Here is a 16,753-nt window from a genome sequence, read left to right as displayed (position 1 = left end):
AGTCGGGCCGATGCTGACCCCCGAAGACGCGCGGACCCGCGCCCATGATATCGTCGCGCGCGCCACTGCCGCGGGCGCCGATGCCGCCGACGCCGTCTATGCCGCCGATGCCTCGCTCGACGTGTCGGTGCGGCTGGGCGCGCTGGAGGATGTCGGCCGGTCGGAAAGCGCGGAGATGGGGCTGCGCGTGTTCGTCGGCCACCGCACCGCGAGCGTCTCCACCTCCGATCTGTCGGACGATGCGCTCGACACGCTCGTCGCTCGCGCGATCGCCATGGCGCGCGAGGCGCCCGAGGATCGCTGGGCGGGGCTGGCGCCGTCCGAGCGGCTGATGCACGGGGCCGCGCCGCTGCTCGATCTCGACGACGGCGGCACTGCCAGCCCGCAGGAGCTGCGCGACGTGGCGTTGGCGGCGGAGGATGCCGCGCGCGCCGTGCCGGGGGTTACGAACAGCGAGGGCGCGGGCGCGAGTGCGGCGCGCTCGGTCTGGGCGCTCGCCACCAGCCACGGCTTTGCGAACGCCTATGCCGCCACCGGCTATGGCATATCGGCGAGCGTGCTGGCGGGCGAGGGTGGCGCGATGCAGCGCGATTACGCGCATCACTCCGCGCGGCATCGCGCGCATCTCGACGCGCCCGAGGCGATCGGTGCGCGTGCGGGCGCGCAGGCCGTGGCCCGGCTGGATCCCGGCCGGCTACCGAGCGGCCCGATGACCGTCGTCTATGATCCGCGCGTCGGGGGTTCGCTGCTCGGGCATCTGATCGGTGTGATCGGCGGGCAGGCGATCACGCGCAAGACGAGCTTCCTGCTCGATGCGCTCGGCAGCCGCGTGTTCGCGGACGGCGTGTGCGTGCGCGACGATCCGCACCGCCCGCACGGGCTACGCTCGCGGCCGTTCGACGGCGAGGGGCTGCCGGTATCGCCGACGACGATCGTCGAGGACGGGACGCTGGAGACGTGGCTGCTCGATTCGGCATCGGCGCGGCAATTGGCGCTGGAGCCGACCGGCCATGCCGCGCGCGGCATCGGCGGCGGCCCGGGCATCTCCACCAGCAATCTGTATCTCGAAGCGGGCGCGATGCCGCCGGCGACGCTGATCGCGGACATCGCCGACGGCGTCTATGTCACCGAGCTGATCGGGATGGGCGTGAACGGCCTGACTGGCGATTACAGCCGGGGTGCGGCGGGCTTCCGGATCGTGGACGGTCAGATCGCCGCGCCCGTCGCCGAGTTCACCATCGCCGGCAACCTGAGGGACATGTTCCTGGCGCTCGTGCCCGCCAACGATCTGGTGTTTCGCTATGGCACCAACGTGCCGACCGTGCGGATCGAGGGGATGACCGTCGCGGGTGGCTGATCTCGCCGCCGCGGTCGCGCAGGTCGCGCGCGAGGCCGGCGCGCTGGCGCTCGCCCGCTGGCGCACCGATGTCGAAAGCTGGAGCAAGGCCGATGCGAGCCCCGCCTGTGAGATCGATCTGGCGGTGGACCGGATGCTGCGCGCGCGGCTCTCGGCGATCGCTCCCGATGCGGGCTGGCTGTCGGAGGAGACCGCCGACAGCGCCGATCGGCTGACCCGCTCGCGGGTGTGGGTGATCGATCCGATCGACGGAACGCGCGATTATCTTCGCGGGCGGCGGGGCTGGGCGGTGTCGATCGCGCTGGTCGAGGATGGCGAGCCGGTGCTGGGCGTGCTCGACGCGCCGGCGCGGGGCGAGCATTGGGTGGCGACGCGGGGCGGCGGCGCGACCCGCAACGGTACGGCGCTGCATGCGAGCGCGCGCCGCGGCCTGGCGGGCGCTCGCGTTCCGGCCGATGCGTTGCCGCGGATCGATCGCGATTTCGTGGCGGTCGACAAGCCCAACGGCATCGCGCTCCGGATCGCCATGGTCGCGGCGGACGAGGCGGATCTGGTCGCGACGTTGCGCTGGGGTCATGAGTGGGACGTCGCCGCCGCGGTGCTGATCGCGGGCGAAGCGGGCGCGGGGGTCAGCGATGCGCTGGGGGCGCCCTTGCGCTTCAACCGGCCCGATCCGCGCGCCTTCGGCGTGATCGCCGCCGCGCCGGGGATCCACGCCGCCGCCGTGACGCGGATCGCGGATCGTGCGCGTCAGGTGCTGGACGGCTGATCGGCGGCGTCAGCCGCGATCGGAGATCGCCGCGCCGAGCACCCGCTGCGCGTTATCGAGGCACTCGCACAGCAAAGCGGCCAGCAGCGTCTGGGACAGGCCGTCGGCAATCGCCAACGCCGCATTCAGATGATCGACAAGGTCGCGCATGGCGATGATCTGCTCCGGATCCAAGGGCCCTCTCGCATGGTTCGTCCGGTACGAACATGGCGGTGCTTCACGGACTTCGCAATCGCGCGTCGCGGACGCCCGGCTTTTTTGCGATCCGGCCGCGACCGGCGAGCCGCGTCCTAGGGCGTAGGCGCCGCGCCGTCGTCGCCGTAGCGCGTCTCCAGATAGCGCCGCCGGGTGGCGAGGCCATCGAGATCGTCCTGCGCCAGCCGCGCGGTCATGTCCGCGATCTCGCGCTCGATCAGCCGCAGCCCGTCGACGAGCTCGGCATCGGGCGTCTTGCCGTTACGCGGGGTCTGGCGAAGCGCGCCCGGCACGCGGTTGTAATCGGCCACGAAGGCGGGGAGCTGCTCGCCGATCAGCCGGCGCACCTCGAGCCCCGCCTCGGTTTCGCCGTCGAGCCGGCCGAGCTGCGGCGACAGCGTGTCGAGCCGGGCGCCGATCTGATCCACCAGCGTGCGGGCGGGGGCGGGCAGCATCGGCCGCTGAGCGCCGAGCCAGCGCTCGGTCTGCGCCGGCAGCGCCTTCAGGTCTACCGTGCGCAGCTTCTCGGGCGGCGGCGCGCGGCCTTCGGCAGGCACGAGCGCGAACAGGAGCGTGGCTGCGACGAGCAGCGCCATCACCAGCACGGCGCCCATGATCCCCAGCGGCGCGACGATGCTGCCGAACAGCACGGCGGCGATCAGGATCGCGGCATCGGCCATGGCGATTCGCGTCAGCCGGCGTCCGATCGCCTGAGTCGTGCGCCGCCGCGCGGGCGCATCGCGATACCCGTCCGAAATGCGCGCCATCGTCGCGCGCGCGCGCTCGATCTGCTCGTCCACCTGGCTCAAGGCCTACATCGCCTCCAGCTTGAAGGGGCTGGCTGCCGGTCCCGAAAGGCTGCCCTGCGCGGCGCCCTCGGCCCGCGCGATATAGCCGCGCGACTTTTCCACTTCGTTGCCCAGCGTGTTGACCGTCGTCTTCATCGAATCGAGCGCCTTCAGCTTGAACGTGTCGATCGCGTCCATCGTGTCGTAGATGTTCTGGAACGCGCGCTGCAGTGTCTCGATCGGGATGGTGGAGGCGGCGGCCTGTTCGTGGATCGCGGCGGTGTTGGATTTCAGCAGCTTGCCCGTCGAATCGATGATGTTCGCGGTGGTTGTGTTCAGTTGCGTGATCTGTTCGAGCACCAGCTTCTGGTTGGTGAGCGCCTGCGCCACCGTGACCGCGGTGCGCAGCGCCGAGACGGTGGTGGTGCTCGCCCGGTCCACGCCCTTCACCAGCTCGACATTGTTCTTCTTGACGAGATCGAGCGCAAGATAGCCCTGCACGGTGACGGCCATCTGCGTCAGCAGGTCCTGGCTGCGCTGGCGGGTGTAGAACAGCGCCGTCTCGCGGATCGCCTTGGCCTTGGCGGGGTCGGTCGCGTCGAGTTCGTTCGCCTTGTCCTCCAGCTTGGCATCCATCGCCTTGGACAGATGGATCATTTGCTCCAGCCGGCCCATCGCGGCCCACAGGTTCGCGCGTTCGGTGTCGATCGCGGCATTGTCCATCAGCAACTCGTCCTTGCCCGAAGCCAGGCTCTTCAGGATCGCGGCGATGTGCGTCTGCGAGGATTTGTAGGTGTCGAAATAGGTGTTCAGCTTGCTGCCGAATGGGATGATGCCCAGGATCTTGCGCGGCCCCGACAGCGCGCCCTTGCGGCCGGGATCGAGTTCCTCGATCACCCGGCGCAGCTGCGCCAGATCGGCGCCGACGCCGCTTTCCTTGTCCATCGCGCGGATCGGGCGATCGAGGAAGCGGTTGGACTGGCCCGCCGCGTCGCGGATCTCCTTCTGTCCCATCGCCGTGATCGCATCGACGCGCTTGCCGAATTCGGGCGAGTTCACGTCCTGCGCGACCAGATCGGTGACGAACCCGTCGACGCGCTCGTCCAGCTTCGACTTCACGCCGGCATCGACCGGCACCAGCCCGGCGGCGCTCGTCGACTGCACGACGGGCACGGGATCGGGCGGGGTCAGCACCAGCGCGGGTGCTTCGGTCAGCGTTTCGGCCGTCGTCGCCATCGTCGTCGCTCCATGTTCGTCCACGAGTCTGGCGATGAAAGCCGCCGCCCACAAGTGTGTTGTTACGATAATACGCTTGTCCAGTGGCGGCAATGGTATATATCCGCGATAGCTATCAAGGAGCCCGTGCGGTGAACGACACGGCCAAGATCTTCTGGACCGGCCGCAGCCAGGCCGTCCGCCTACCCAAGGCGTATCGATTTCTGGCCGACGAGGTGCGGATCTATCGCCGCGCCGACGGCGCGGTCGTGCTCGAGCCGATCGGTTCCGACGAGCCGGTTCACGCCCCCGCCGATGCCGCCGCCCACAGGATCGAACGCCTGCGCGAGGCGATCACCGAAGGGCTGGAGAGCGGGCCGGCGGCGGACTGGGACGTGAACGAAATCAAGGCGGCCTCGCGCTCGGCCTGATCGGTGCGCGCCGTTCGGTCTCCGCTCGCGCGTTCGGACGCGATCGGCATCTGGCGCTACGTCGCGACCGACAGCGAAGCGTTCGCGGACGCATTGCTCGAGCGGATCGATGCCAAACTCCGGCTCTTGGCCGCCAATCCGCGGCTCGGCCGCGAACGGCCCGAGCTTGGCAACGGGCTGCGCAGCTTCACGGTCGGCAATTACGTGCTTTACTACCGGCCGATCGATGGCGGGATGGAGCTGGTGCGGCTCCTGCACGGTGCGCGCGACGTCGCGGATATCCCCATCGCATAAGCCACCCTTCCCGCAACGCACCATTTGCGCTATGGGCGCGCGCAACGCTCCTTCACGATAATCAGGAATTTTCATGAGCCTCCGCAATGTGGCCATCATCGCGCACGTCGATCACGGCAAGACCACGCTCGTCGATCAGCTCTTCCGCCAGTCGGGCACGTTCCGCGACAACCAGCGCGTCGAAGAGCGCGCGATGGATTCGAACGATCTCGAAAAGGAGCGCGGGATCACCATTCTCGCAAAGCCCACCTCGGTCGACTGGACGCCGCCGGGCGCCAGCGAAAGCATCCGCATCAACATCGTCGACACGCCCGGCCACGCCGATTTCGGCGGCGAGGTGGAACGTATCCTCAGCATGGTCGACGGCGTCGTCCTGCTGGTCGATTCGTCGGAAGGCGCGATGCCGCAGACCAAGTTCGTCACCGGCAAGGCGCTGGCGCTGGGCCTGAAGCCGATCGTCGTCGTCAACAAGGTCGACCGCCCCGATGCGCGCATCCAGGAGGTGCTCGACGAGGTGTTCGACCTGTTCGTGTCGCTCGACGCGAACGACGAGCAGCTCGATTTCCCCGTGCTCTACGCCTCGGGCCGCAACGGCTATGCCTCGACCGACATGGACGCGCGCGAGGGCACGCTGATCCCGATGTTCGAGACGATCGTCAGCCATGTGCCCGCACCCGCGGTGGAAGTGGAGGACGTGCCATTCACCTTCCTCGTCACGCTGCTCGATCGCGATCCGTTCCTTGGCCGCATCCTGACGGGCCGCGTCAATTCAGGCTCGGTCAAGCTCAACCAGGCGATCCACGCGCTCGATAACGACGGCAAGATCGTCGAGACGGGCCGCGCGTCGAAGATCCTGTCGTTCCACGGCCTCGACCGCGTGCCGGTCGAGGAGGCCAAGGCGGGCGACATCATCAGCCTCGCCGGGCTGTCGATCGCCACCGTGGCCAACACGATCGCCGACATCACCGTCACCGAGCCGCTGCACGCGCAGCCGATCGATCCCCCCACGCTGTCGATGCGCTTTGCGGTCAACGATTCGCCGATGGCCGGCCGCGAAGGCAGCAAGGTGACGAGCCGCATGATCCGCGACCGGCTGTTCCGCGAAGCCGAATCGAACGTCGCCGTGAAGGTGACCGAAGCCGCCGATCGCGACAGCTACGAAGTCGCCGGCCGCGGCGAGCTGCAGCTCGGCGTGCTGATCGAGACGATGCGCCGCGAGGGCTTCGAACTCGGCATCAGCCGCCCGCGCGTGCTGTTCGCCCAGGACGAGAACGGCAACAAGACCGAGCCTTACGAAACCGTCATCATCGACGTGGACGACGAATATTCGGGCACGGTGGTCGAGAAGATGAACCTGCGCAAAGCCGAGATGACCGACATGCGCCCCTCCACGGGCGGCAAGACGCGCATCACCTTCTCCGCGCCCAGCCGCGGCATGATCGGCTATCACGGCGAATTCCTGTCCGATACGCGCGGCACCGGCATCATGAACCGGCTGTTCGAGAAATACGGCCCCCACAAGGGCAAGATCGAGGGCCGCAAGAACGGCGTGCTGATCTCGAACGGTGCGGGTGAGGCGAACAGCTATGCGCTCGGTCCGCTCGAGGAGCGCGGCATCCTGTTCGTTGGCCATGGCGAAGCGCTGTACGAGGGCATGATCGTCGGCGAGAACGCCAAGCCCGACGATCTCGAAGTCAACCCGATGAAGACCAAGGCGCTGACCAACTTCCGCGCGAGCGGCGGCAAGGACGACCAGGTCCGCCTGACCCCGCCCAAGCGCGCCACGCTGGAGCAGGCGATCGCCTATATCGACGACGACGAGATGGTCGAGGTGACGCCCAAGTCGATCCGGCTGCGCAAGAGCCACCTGGACGCCAACGAGCGCAAGAAGGCCAGCCGCGCCAAGGTCACCGCCTGACATTATCTCCGGATCATGCGTACGTCATGACGTACGCATGATCCATGTCGGCTATACCGATCTGCGCAAGCGCCTGGCCCATTACATGGACCGCGCGAACGACGATCGTGACGCGATCCTCATCACACGACAGGGCAGCGAGCCCGTCGTGATGCTCGCGCAGCGCGAATGTGATGCGATGCTGGAGACGCTGTACCTCCGCTCCAGCCCGGCAAATGCCGAACGGCTCGATGGGGCCGTTGCCGAACTGGATCGCGGCGGAGGCCTGGCGGTCGTGTGGGACGAGCAGGCGCAATCCTACAAGCGCGCATGAAGCTGGTTTTCGCGTCGCGGGGATGGGCGGATTACCTGCATTGGCAGGCCAATGATCCGCCCATCCATGATCGGCTGAACGCGCTGATTGCCGACATGATGCGATCGCCGTTCCGCGGCATCGGCAAACCCGAGCCGCTTCGCGAAAAGCTGAACGGATGGTGGTCGCGCCGCATCACCGAGGAGCATCGCCTCGTCTACCGGATGACAGGCAGGGGCGACGATCAGCAGATCGAGATCGCGCAATGCCGCTATCACCACACGCGCTGATCGGTACCTAAACCTCATCTTAACGGCGCATTCCGCTTCGGTTCAGAGCGACTCGGCTATCTCCTGAAACACGGTCGCACTTGGTGCGTTGAAACGAACATGCGGACCGGGCGTGTCGCTACAGGAGGTTTCAGATGAACGCGTTTCTGAAGAAGGCAGGATTGGGCATCGCGCTGGCCGCGACCGCCCTCACGGCAACCGCGCCGGCCGAGGCACAGCGCTGGGGCGGTTATCGCGGCGGATACCATGGTGGCTATCATCGCGGCGGGATCGGTGCCGGCGGTGCGGCGGTGCTCGGCGGCATTCTCGGCCTGGGTGTCGGTGCGGCGATCGCAAGCGACCATAATCGCGGATACTATGGTGGCGGCTATTATGGCGGTGGCTATTATGATGCGCCCCCGCCCCCGCCACGGGCCTATTACAACGGCTATGAGGGCTATAACGGCTATTACGCCCCGCATTGCTGGCGCCAGTGGCGTTGGGACCCGTATTACGGCCGCAACGTGCCGGTTCGGGTCTGCAACTGACCCAGGGTCTGACGAAGGCGGCGCGGGGAGCGATCCCCGCGCCGCTTTTTTGTGGCGTGCGGGCGATGTTGGCGGCTAAGCGCGCGGCATGACCGATACGCCCTCCACCGACACGCCCCCCGATCGCCTGTCGATCAATCCGCGCAGCCCGCATTTCGATCAGCCGCTGCTCGAACGCGGCATCGGCATCCGCTTCAAGGGGCAGGAGCGCCACGACGTCGAGGAATATTCGATCTCCGAAGGCTGGATCCGCGTCGCGCTCGGCAAGAAGGTCGATCGCCACGGCAATCCGCTGACGCTGAAGCTGTCCGGCGAGGTCGAGGCCTGGTTCGAACGGGCCGCCGCCGGCGGCACGGGCCCGCAGGACGTGATCGACGAGGCCTGACCGCTCCCGCCCGGGCGGCGGGAGGCTGGAGTTTGCTGGCGGTACCTTGATCCGTTCGCACCGAACATGTCGACGTGCCTGTTCAGGATGCGACGGCACGACCCCGGAGCGCGTGCTTCGACAGGCTCAGCACGAACGGATCTGGTGATCCGGTCAATCTGATGCCAGCCCGCTCTACGCCGCCACGCCCTCCAGCTTCTCGCTCGCCTCCAGCCATTTGGCCTCGCTCGCTTCCAGCTTGGCATTCACCTCGGCGCGGCGTTGGCCGAGTTCGCCCATCGACAGCCGCGCGAACCGCGGCTCGGCGGTCGCCGGATCGAACATCGCCCGGTCGATCGCGTTGCGCTCCTTGGTGAATTTGGCGGTCTGCTCCTCCAGTTCGCGCACCGTCTTGCGCAGCGCCGCATCCTTCTCGCGGCTGGCGGCGGCGGCCTTCTTGTCGGCCTTGCGGCTTTCCTTCGACGCCGCGTCGCCCTTGGCCGAATCGCCCTTCAGCACCAGCGCGATATAATCGTCCAGGCTGCCCTCATATTCGCGCGCCGTGCCGTCATCGACCAGCACGAGCCGGTCGGCGGTCAGCTCCAGCATGTGGCGATCGTGGCTGACGAGCACGACGGCGCCCGAATAGGCGTTGAGCGCCTGCACCAGCGCCTCGCGCGCATCGACGTCGAGGTGGTTGGTCGGCTCGTCGAGGATCAGCAGGTGTGGCGCGTCGCGGGTGATGAGCGCGAGTGCCAGCCGCGCGCGCTCGCCGCCCGACAGCTTGCCCACCTTGGTCGTGGCCTTGTCGCCCGAAAAGCCGAACCGCCCCAATTGCCCACGCACCGCGGCGGGCGTGGCGCCCTTCATCAGATGCGCCATATGCTCGATCGGCGTGTCCGTCGGGTCGAGCTCCTCGACCTGATACTGGGTGAAATAGCCGACCTTCATCTTGTTGGTCGATGCCATCTGGCCGTCCATCGGCGCGAGCTGCGCCGCCAGCAGCCGCGCGAGCGTCGTCTTGCCGTTGCCGTTGCGGCCCAGCAGCGCGATCCGGTCGTCCGGATCGAGCCGCAGGTTCAGCCGCTTGAGGATCGGCACGTCCGCATAGCCCACGCTCGCCATGTCGAGCGTGATGAGCGGCGGGCGCAGCTCGGTCGGGTTGGGAAAGCCGAAGGAGAGGGTGGGATCGTTATAGCTTTCCGCGATCGGCTGCATCTTGGCGAGCATCTTCTGCCGGCTCTGCGCCTGTTTCGCGGTCGAGGCGCGGGCGCTGTTCTTGGCGATATATTCCTGCAGCTTCTCGCGCTGCACCGCCTGATTGGCACGCGCCGCCTCGATCTGCGCCAGACGCTCCGCCCGCTGCCGCTCGAACGCGTCATAGCCGCCGGGATAGAGCGTGATCTTGCCGCCCTGCAGGTGGAGAATGTGATCGACCACGTTGTTCAGGAAATCGCGCTCGTGGCTGACCACCACGATCGTCGCCTTGTAGCCTTTCAGGAAATCCTCGAGCCACATCACCGCCTCGAGATCGAGATGGTTCGACGGCTCGTCGAGCAGCAGCAGGTCGGGCTGCGAGAACAGCAGCGCGGCCAGCGCCACGCGCATCTTCCACCCGCCCGAAAAGCTGTCGAGCGGCCGCGCCTGCATCTCCTCGTCGAAGCCCAGGCCCAGCAGGATCTGCGCCGCCCGCGCGGGCGCGGTATAGGCGTCGATCGCGATCAGCCGCTCGTACACGTCGCCCAGCCGGTCGGGATCCTCGCTCGTCTCGCTTTCCAGCATCAGTGCGGCGCGCTCGATATCGGCGGCCAGCACGGTCTCGAACGGCGTCGCTTGGCCGTGCGGGGCCTCCTGCGCGATATAGCCGATCTTGGCGCCGCGCGGCATGTCCGCCGAGCCGTCGTCGGGCTCGAGCTGGCCGGCGATCACGCGCACCATCGTCGACTTGCCGGCGCCGTTGCGGCCGATCAGCCCGACGCGGCTGCCCGGCGGCAGCGATGCGGTGGCGCCGTCGAGGATGACGCGCCCGCCCAGGCGCACCGTGATGTTGTTCAGGTTCAGCATGGCCGCTCGTTAGCAGATGCAGCATCGTTCGGCGAGAGGAGGCGAGCGCCGGATTCCGGCGGCGCGATCACGCCCGATAGATATGCGCCACCGCACCGCCCGGAAAGGCCCGGGCCTGGATCAGGGTGAGCGGCAGCGGTGCGGCCAGATCGGCGAAGACCGACAGGCCCCGGCCCAGCGCCACCGGGATCACCATCAGCACCAGCCGATCGACCAGCCCCGCCGCCAACAAGCCGCGCGCGAAGCGCACGCCGCCATGCGCGATGATCGGCTTGCCGCCCTCCGCCTTCAGCGCGGCGATTTCCTCGCCAAGGTCGCCGCTCGCCACATAGGCGTCGCCCCAGCCGCCGGCGGTGCAGGGGGCGGGCAGCACCGCCGCCCCGTGCTGCGTGAACACCGCCTTGGGCACCGCGTTCATCGGCGCCGCGAACGGATCGGTGGAGCCGGGCCAGTGCGATGCCATCGCCGCGAAGGTCCGGCTGCCCATGATGTGCAGCCCGCCCTCCCACAGATGCGCGATCGACCAGGCCTTCGCCTCGGGATCGCCGCCGAACATCCAGCGGTTGTCGCCCTCCGGGTCGCTCACGAAGCCGTCGAGCGACATCGACATCTTCAGGATCAGGTCGCGCATGCCATTCTCCCGATGCCGCCGGTCAGTGGACGAAGCGCGCCACCACGTCGCGATAGCTGCGCGACACCTTCACGCTGGCGCCCGAATTGAGCACCAGGAAGCATTCGCCATTGGTGTGCGGCTTCACCTGCTTGACCAGATCGAGATTGACGATCGTCGAACGGTGGATGCGCTGGAAGCGGCGCGGGTCGAGCCGCTTTTCCAGATCCTTCATCGTCTCGCGCAGGATCAGCGTGTTGTCGCCGGTATAGATGCACATGTAATCGCCCGCCGCGTCGATCCGCTCGATCGTGTCGACGTCGACGCGGAAGATCTGGCCGCGATCCTTGATGTTGATGAGCCGTTCGAAGCGGTTCGCCGCGGGCTCGCCGCCACCGCCCGCGCCATCGGCGATGTCGGCCGCGGCATCGGGCGCCACATCGGCCAGCACCTCGCGCAATTTGTCCGCATCCTCGACGCCGCGCTTTTCGGACATCCGCTGCCGCACCCGTTCGATCGTGTCGGCCAGTCGCGATTCGTCCACCGGCTTCATCAGATAGTCGAGCGCATCCGCCTCGAAGGCCTTCAGCGCATGATCGCCATATGCCGTCACGAAGACGAAGAGCGGCGGCTCCACCTCCATCAGCCCCTGCACCACCGAGAAGCCGTCAAAGCCCGGCATCTGGATGTCGAGAAAGACGAGATCGGGCTTGTGCGTCTTGATGCTGCGGATCGCCTCGCGGCCGTTCTGGCATTTGTCGATGATCTCGACATCGTCGAAGGCCGCCAGGCGCAGTTCTAGGCCCTGGATGGCGAGCGGTTCGTCGTCGACGAGGATGGTGCGGATGGTCATGCATTCTCTCTATTCGGTTCACCCAGCTGGTAGGGGATCTCGATCTCCACCCCGAACCCGCCCGCGGGCATCGCACGGATCTCGAAACGGTGATCGGGTCCGTACGCCTGCGCCAGCCTCTCCCGTATATTGGCAATGCCGACGCCGGTTGAAAGGCTCGGACTTTGCCGCGCGCCGTTCAAGCCCGGCCCGGTATCGGATACGCCGATCTGCACGCGTTCCCCGTTCAACTGAACGGCGACGCGGATCTCGGCGCCGTCCTCCTGCGGCGTGACCGCATATTTGATCGCATTCTCGACCAGCGGCTGTAGCAGCAGCGAGGGCAGGCGCGCGCGCTCGGCGGCCGGATCGATCTCGAATTTGGGGCGCAGCCGCTCCTCGAAGCGCATCTTCTCGATCTCGAGATAGAGCTTCAGCGTCTCCATCTCCTGCGCGATCGTGACATGCGCCGTCGGCTCGTTGGCCAGCGTATAGCGCAGGAACGACGACAGCCGGCTGAGCATCGCATTGGCGCGCTCGGTCTGTTTCAGCAGCACCAGCGTCGAGATCGAGTTCAGCGTGTTGAACAGGAAATGCGGGTTGAGCTGGTAGCGCAGCATCGCGAGCTGCGCGGACGAGGCCTGCACCTCCAGATGCTGCATCTGGTCGATCTGCGATTCGACGATCAGATAGAAATTGATCGCGAAATAGAGCGCGGACCAGCCGGCGAGCACGGTGAAGGCGACATAGGTGGAGCCGAGCAGCCGGGTGAGCGTGATCCCCGGCACGTTCGTCTGGAACGAGAAGGCATAGGCGTCGAGCACCGCATACAGCCCCACCGCGGCGGCGAGCGTGACGACCGTCAGCGCGATCCCCGGCAGCCGCGCGAGCTGGCGATAATAGCCATAGAGCGTCGAGAGCAGCAGCGTGATGCAATAGCCGACGATCGCCTCGATGATGATCGGGACGATCGCCTCCAGCGTCAGCCCGTTCGACACCGACGCGACCCCGCGCAGCACGAGATAGCCCGACCACCCCGCCGCCTGCAGCGTCCAGAAGGCGCGGCTCTTGTTCTCGAAGAACGGCCGCGCGACGGGCAGGGGCGTAGCATAGGGTGTGCGTCCGGGCGTGGACGGGCTTGGCGTAGAGGCGAGGGAAGGAGCCGACATCGCATCGGTTCCTACACGCCGCGGCGTTCGTGCGCAAAGCGGCGGCGCGCGTAGTGGCGGGATGGAGCGTTCGCGCGGCCGAAGAACGCGAAAGGCCGCCGTTCCGGTGTGGAACGGCGGCCCCTCGGACCCGATCGGGCGGCGTCGGCTTAGAAGCTGAAGCGCGCGCCGAGACGGATCGCGTAGAGCGACTGGCGGGCATAGACCGACAGCGCCGGCGCCTGGAAGCTGCCGTCCGCATTGGTGACGGCCGGCGTGTAGCGATACTGCGCGCAGGTCTGCGCGGTCGTCGTCACCTGCTGTGCCGTGGTGGCGGCGACGCCGGTGGCGACCGGCGCCGTCAGGCACTGCACGCGGACAGGCGCCACGTTGTAGTTGAAGACATATTCCGAGATCTGGCCCCACTTGCGGTTGAGCAGGTTGGTGAAGTTCTCGATGTCGGCGAACACCGTGATCCGCGACTTCCCGACGAACGTGGGCAGTTCCTGCGACAGATGGAGATCCAGCTTGGTGAACCACGGCGAGTGGAACACGTTGCGCTGGCTGACCTGGCCTTGATATTTGCCGAGACCCACCGACTGGAAATACTGCTCGATCTGCTGCTGATGCGCCACGGTATCGTAAGACACCTTGGAGTCGCCGCCGAAGGTCGGCACGTACATCAGATAGCGCGACCCGCTGCCGATCGTCCCGAAGATCGGGCTGCGGCCCGTCGAGGGATCGAGGAAGGTGTAGCTGTACGGATGGCCGATGCGCGTCTCGCCGAACAGCGAGAGGGTCGTCTTGTAGTCGCGGAAGAAGGCGTGATCGTAGGTGACGCCGTACTTGTAGAAGTATTTCACCTGATCGTTCGAGATGCCGTAGGCGACATTGTTCGGATCGACGAACGCGCCGTTAGCGTAGTTGGAGCTGGCCGTGGACGACGTCGCCGGCGCCTGGTCCTTCACGTCCTGATAGGTGAAGCTGCCGAACAGCGAGAGGCCGAAATCCCAGGCCGCATCGAACCGCGCCACGCCGATATAGCTGCGGCCCTTCGACGTGTTGGTCAGGAAGATGTCCGAGTTGGTGTCGGCGAAGCTCGTCACGCCCGTATAACGCTGGCGGCCGTCCGGGGTGAGCGCACCGGCGATCGGCACCGAGCGGATGTCGGTGAAATAGACCTGGTTGCGCACCTTCGAGTAGAAGCCGTCGGCGCCGACCGTCCACTGGCCACCCAGCAGATCGAGCTTGTAGTCGGCCGACAGCGTGGCGCGGAACTGCGACGGGATCTTGAAGTTGCGCGCCAGCGCGTTGGTCGTGGCCGTCGACGAGACGGTGCCGCTGTTGAGATAGGTGTTGACCGCGCCCGGGATGGCCGTGCCCGTCACGTTTTGCAGCGCGGCGGCACCCGTCACCTGCGTATCGACGCCCTGGTAGACCGGCTGGCCAGCCGCATTGTTGCCGTTCTGCTGACGGATCGTGATGCTGTTGGTCAGGATGCCCGTGTTCGAGAAGCTGTTCGAGACATAGACGTCCGGCGTGCCGCCGGCGATGATGCCGCCGCTGCCGCGGATGCTCAGGTTCTTGACCGGCTTGAAGTCGAAGCCGCCCCGCGGCTGGAACAGGCCCAGGCCGTTGATGAACTGCGTGTTCGGCCCGATGATCGTGTTCTGGCCCATCACGACTCCGCCATTGGCGTAGCGGTTGGTGAAGCTGGGGCTGAACGCGGGTGCCGCATGGCCGCCATACAGATCGTAGCGCGCGCCGTACGAGATGTTCAGCGTGTCGGTGACGCGCCAGTTGTCCTCCACGCCGAAGGTGTAGGACTGATAGCCGAAGCGCGCCGCCGCGTCGTTCGGGTTATCCGAAGGCACCGCGTTCGAATAGGTGAGCGACTGGGCGTTGCCCGACTGGAAATCGGCGAGCGAGTCGAAATAATAGTTGCCCGCGCTGTTCTGCACGAACGCGTTGAAGATCTGCGTGTCCTGAATCTGTGTGAAGACGCGCAGATCGTGGCCGTTCATCGTCAGGCGCGCCTGCGCCAGCCCGCCCCAGGTGTGCGAGTTGAGCTGGTTGGTCTGGCGCGAGTTGTCCGGACCGATCGAGATGACGCCGCTGCCGTTGGCGCAGCTGGTGGCCTGGGTGGTGCTGGTCGCCACGTTTCCGGCGGCACCGCGATCCGATTGCGCGGCATCGCAGACGCGGAACTGCGCGAAATTGTTGCCGAGCAGCGGCTGCGCCAGACGGACATAGTTCTTGTAGAACCCGCGCAATTCGGTCGAGAAGCTGTCGGTCCAATCCGAGTTCAGCTGGCCGACGATCGTATAGAGGCGGTTGCCCGAGATATAGTTGTTCGACGACAGGCTCAGCCCCGGCGTGCCGGTGACGAACGTGTTCGAGCTGTTGATGTTGATCTGATCCTTGGCATAGGTGCCGGTCAGCGCGAAACGCTGGCGATCGCTGATGTTCCAGTCGATCTTCGCGACGATGCGGTCGTCCTTGTCGCCCGAATCGGTCTGAACGCCGCCGGCGTTATAGTTGTACTTGGACTTGGCGATCGCGACGACCTGATCGACCTGCGCCTGCGAGATGTTGGGGATCGTAGTGCCGGCATTGTTGGTCGCCGTGCCTTCCACGAGCGGGAAGGCGCCGCGGATGCGCTCGCCCGAAACCATGAAGAACAATTTGTCCTTGATGAGCGGGCCCGACAGTTCCGCGCCGTAATTGTCCTGGCCGTATTTGGGCAGGTTGATCCGCAGGTCGCCGGTGCGATCGCCGCTCAGGCCGTCGGTCTGGCGCGAATAGAAGCCGGTGCCCTGGAAGTTGTTGGTGCCCGAACGCAGGACGAGATTGACGAGGCCGCCCTGGAAGTTGCCGTCGCGCACGTCGGTGGTGGCGACCTTCGCCTGGAACTGGCCGATTGCATCGAGCGGGATCGGCGAACGCCGGCTCGGCAGGCCATCGGTGTTGAGGCCGAAATTGTCGGTGATGGGCACGCCGTCCACCGTGAAGCTGTTGTAGCGCGCGTTCTGGCCGGCGAACGACACGGCGCGGCCACCGGTGGGCGTGTCGTCGAGCCGGGCGAACGGATCGCGGCGCTCCAGATCGCGGACGTCGCGGTTGATCGTGGCGACCTGGGCAATCTGTGCCGAGGTCAGCACGGTCACCGGGCCCTGCGAGTTCGAACCGGCCTTGCCGATCGAAGCGGCCGTGACGACGATGTCCGGGCCGCCCGCGCCTGCACCGCCGAGGTCGATCGGCAGGTCATAGGCCTGCGTCGTCACGGTCTGGATGTCGGTGACGGTGGTGTTGCCCTGCGGGCTGGTCACTTCGACCGTGTAGGGGCCGCCGGGACGCAGGCCGTTCAGGTTGAACGCGCCGTCCGCATCGGTGGTCGCGGTCGAGCGCGTGCCCGAGGGCACGTTGGTCGCGACGACCGACGCACCGGCAACGGGCGCGCCCGCATTGGTGACGGAACCGCGGATGGAGGAGGTCGTCTCCTGCGCCATCACGCCGGCCGGTGCGACGAGCGCGACGAGAGCCACACCCATGAAAAGGTTGTTACGCATCAAAATTCCCCCTGGAGCGTCCACGCTCGAGCCCTGCGGCATCCCCGCCGATGCCGTCCCCTGCACGGCGGATATTTCGGTTCCGTGACA

Annotated in this window: 17 protein-coding genes; 9 read left to right on the top strand and 8 right to left on the bottom strand. The window is 66.9% G+C overall.

Annotation, left to right across the window (positions count from 1 at the left end):
• Window positions 1-10: 10 nt before the first annotated feature.
• On the top strand, window positions 11-1,357 hold the full coding sequence (locus L8H00_RS13430) for a TldD/PmbA family protein (protein ID WP_242097805.1): 1,347 nt from the start codon (window positions 11-13) through the stop codon (window positions 1,355-1,357).
• Window positions 1,350-2,126, top strand: coding sequence for a 3'(2'),5'-bisphosphate nucleotidase CysQ (locus L8H00_RS13425; RefSeq protein ID WP_242097804.1), 777 nt, complete (start codon window positions 1,350-1,352; stop codon window positions 2,124-2,126). The genes L8H00_RS13430 and L8H00_RS13425 overlap by 8 nt, the downstream gene beginning before the upstream one ends.
• A 9-nt stretch (window positions 2,127-2,135) precedes the next feature.
• Here the strand turns inward: L8H00_RS13425 and L8H00_RS13420 are convergent, their stop codons facing one another.
• The 3 genes from L8H00_RS13420 to L8H00_RS13410 form a co-directional block, all read right to left on the bottom strand.
• Entirely contained in the window at window positions 2,136-2,300 is a 165-nt protein-coding gene (locus tag L8H00_RS13420; protein WP_242097803.1) for a hypothetical protein, read from the bottom strand.
• Between the two features lie 116 nt (window positions 2,301-2,416).
• Window positions 2,417-3,121 (bottom strand): hypothetical protein, encoded by a 705-nt coding sequence (locus L8H00_RS13415; protein ID WP_242097899.1) that lies wholly within the window; start codon window positions 3,119-3,121, stop codon window positions 2,417-2,419.
• A gap of 12 nt (window positions 3,122-3,133) precedes the next feature.
• Entirely contained in the window at window positions 3,134-4,345 is a 1,212-nt protein-coding gene (locus L8H00_RS13410; protein WP_242097802.1) for a toxic anion resistance protein, read from the bottom strand.
• Window positions 4,346-4,476: 131 nt separating this feature from the next.
• Here L8H00_RS13410 and L8H00_RS13405 point away from each other — a divergent pair, with 131 nt between their 5' ends.
• The 7 genes from L8H00_RS13405 to L8H00_RS13375 all read left to right on the top strand — a co-directional run bounded on the left by L8H00_RS13405 (window position 4,477) and on the right by L8H00_RS13375 (window position 8,461).
• Window positions 4,477-4,755 (top strand): hypothetical protein, encoded by a 279-nt coding sequence (locus L8H00_RS13405; RefSeq protein ID WP_242097801.1) that lies wholly within the window; start codon window positions 4,477-4,479, stop codon window positions 4,753-4,755.
• A 3-nt stretch (window positions 4,756-4,758) separates the two neighbouring features.
• Complete coding sequence (locus tag L8H00_RS13400; protein WP_242097800.1) at window positions 4,759-5,049, top strand: type II toxin-antitoxin system RelE/ParE family toxin; 291 nt, start codon at window positions 4,759-4,761, stop codon at window positions 5,047-5,049.
• Window positions 5,050-5,122: 73 nt separating this feature from the next.
• Complete coding sequence (gene typA, locus L8H00_RS13395) at window positions 5,123-6,967, top strand: translational GTPase TypA (protein WP_242097799.1); 1,845 nt, start codon at window positions 5,123-5,125, stop codon at window positions 6,965-6,967.
• Window positions 6,968-7,004: 37 nt separating this feature from the next.
• Window positions 7,005-7,280, top strand: coding sequence for a type II toxin-antitoxin system prevent-host-death family antitoxin (locus L8H00_RS13390; RefSeq protein WP_242097798.1), 276 nt, complete (start codon window positions 7,005-7,007; stop codon window positions 7,278-7,280).
• Entirely contained in the window at window positions 7,277-7,549 is a 273-nt protein-coding gene (locus tag L8H00_RS13385; RefSeq protein WP_242097797.1) for a Txe/YoeB family addiction module toxin, read from the top strand. The genes L8H00_RS13390 and L8H00_RS13385 overlap by 4 nt, the downstream gene beginning before the upstream one ends.
• Before the next feature lie 134 nt (window positions 7,550-7,683).
• Window positions 7,684-8,076 carry a hypothetical protein gene (locus L8H00_RS13380; RefSeq protein WP_242097796.1) on the top strand — a complete coding sequence of 131 codons (393 nt, stop codon included), beginning with the start codon at window positions 7,684-7,686 and terminating at the stop codon, window positions 8,074-8,076.
• Window positions 8,077-8,164: 88 nt separating this feature from the next.
• Window positions 8,165-8,461, top strand: coding sequence for a DUF3297 family protein (locus L8H00_RS13375; RefSeq protein WP_242097795.1), 297 nt, complete (start codon window positions 8,165-8,167; stop codon window positions 8,459-8,461).
• Between the two features lie 174 nt (window positions 8,462-8,635).
• Here L8H00_RS13375 and L8H00_RS13370 read toward each other — a convergent pair whose 3' ends face one another.
• The 5 genes from L8H00_RS13370 to L8H00_RS13350 all read right to left on the bottom strand — a co-directional run bounded on the left by L8H00_RS13370 (window position 8,636) and on the right by L8H00_RS13350 (window position 16,663).
• Window positions 8,636-10,504, bottom strand: a complete 1,869-nt coding sequence (locus L8H00_RS13370; protein WP_242097794.1) for an ABC-F family ATP-binding cassette domain-containing protein — start codon at window positions 10,502-10,504, stop codon at window positions 8,636-8,638.
• Between the two features lie 67 nt (window positions 10,505-10,571).
• Window positions 10,572-11,135 carry a dihydrofolate reductase family protein gene (locus L8H00_RS13365; protein ID WP_242097793.1) on the bottom strand — a complete coding sequence of 188 codons (564 nt, stop codon included), beginning with the start codon at window positions 11,133-11,135 and terminating at the stop codon, window positions 10,572-10,574.
• 22 nt (window positions 11,136-11,157) lie between these two features.
• Window positions 11,158-11,967 carry a LytTR family DNA-binding domain-containing protein gene (locus L8H00_RS13360; protein WP_242097792.1) on the bottom strand — a complete coding sequence of 270 codons (810 nt, stop codon included), beginning with the start codon at window positions 11,965-11,967 and terminating at the stop codon, window positions 11,158-11,160.
• Entirely contained in the window at window positions 11,964-13,115 is a 1,152-nt protein-coding gene (locus tag L8H00_RS13355; RefSeq protein WP_242097791.1) for a sensor histidine kinase, read from the bottom strand. The genes L8H00_RS13360 and L8H00_RS13355 overlap by 4 nt, the downstream gene beginning before the upstream one ends.
• 149 nt (window positions 13,116-13,264) lie before the next feature.
• A complete protein-coding gene (locus L8H00_RS13350) occupies window positions 13,265-16,663 on the bottom strand; it encodes a carboxypeptidase regulatory-like domain-containing protein (RefSeq protein ID WP_242097790.1) in 3,399 nt (1,132 codons plus the stop codon).
• Window positions 16,664-16,753 lie beyond the last annotated feature (90 nt).

Origin of the sequence: Sphingomonas sp. CROZ-RG-20F-R02-07, assembly GCF_022662335.1 — a bacterium.
In the GTDB taxonomy this organism is placed as follows: Bacteria; Pseudomonadota; Alphaproteobacteria; order Sphingomonadales; family Sphingomonadaceae; genus Sphingomonas.
This window is presented reverse-complemented; position numbering and strand designations above follow the sequence as displayed.

Coding starts and splice junctions, on each gene's coding strand:
- L8H00_RS13370 (WP_242097794.1), bottom strand. CDS start 10,504: ATGCTGAACCTGAACAACATCACGGTGCGCCTGGGCGGGCGCGTCATC.
- L8H00_RS13350 (WP_242097790.1), bottom strand. CDS start 16,663: ATGCGTAACAACCTTTTCATGGGTGTGGCTCTCGTCGCGCTCGTCGCA.
- L8H00_RS13360 (WP_242097792.1), bottom strand. CDS start 11,967: ATGACCATCCGCACCATCCTCGTCGACGACGAACCGCTCGCCATCCAG.
- L8H00_RS13385 (WP_242097797.1), top strand. CDS start 7,277: ATGAAGCTGGTTTTCGCGTCGCGGGGATGGGCGGATTACCTGCATTGG.
- L8H00_RS13355 (WP_242097791.1), bottom strand. CDS start 13,115: ATGTCGGCTCCTTCCCTCGCCTCTACGCCAAGCCCGTCCACGCCCGGA.
- L8H00_RS13375 (WP_242097795.1), top strand. CDS start 8,165: ATGACCGATACGCCCTCCACCGACACGCCCCCCGATCGCCTGTCGATC.
- typA (WP_242097799.1), top strand. CDS start 5,123: ATGAGCCTCCGCAATGTGGCCATCATCGCGCACGTCGATCACGGCAAG.
- L8H00_RS13365 (WP_242097793.1), bottom strand. CDS start 11,135: ATGCGCGACCTGATCCTGAAGATGTCGATGTCGCTCGACGGCTTCGTG.
- L8H00_RS13390 (WP_242097798.1), top strand. CDS start 7,005: ATGATCCATGTCGGCTATACCGATCTGCGCAAGCGCCTGGCCCATTAC.
- L8H00_RS13430 (WP_242097805.1), top strand. CDS start 11: ATGCTGACCCCCGAAGACGCGCGGACCCGCGCCCATGATATCGTCGCG.
- L8H00_RS13410 (WP_242097802.1), bottom strand. CDS start 4,345: ATGGCGACGACGGCCGAAACGCTGACCGAAGCACCCGCGCTGGTGCTG.
- L8H00_RS13380 (WP_242097796.1), top strand. CDS start 7,684: ATGAACGCGTTTCTGAAGAAGGCAGGATTGGGCATCGCGCTGGCCGCG.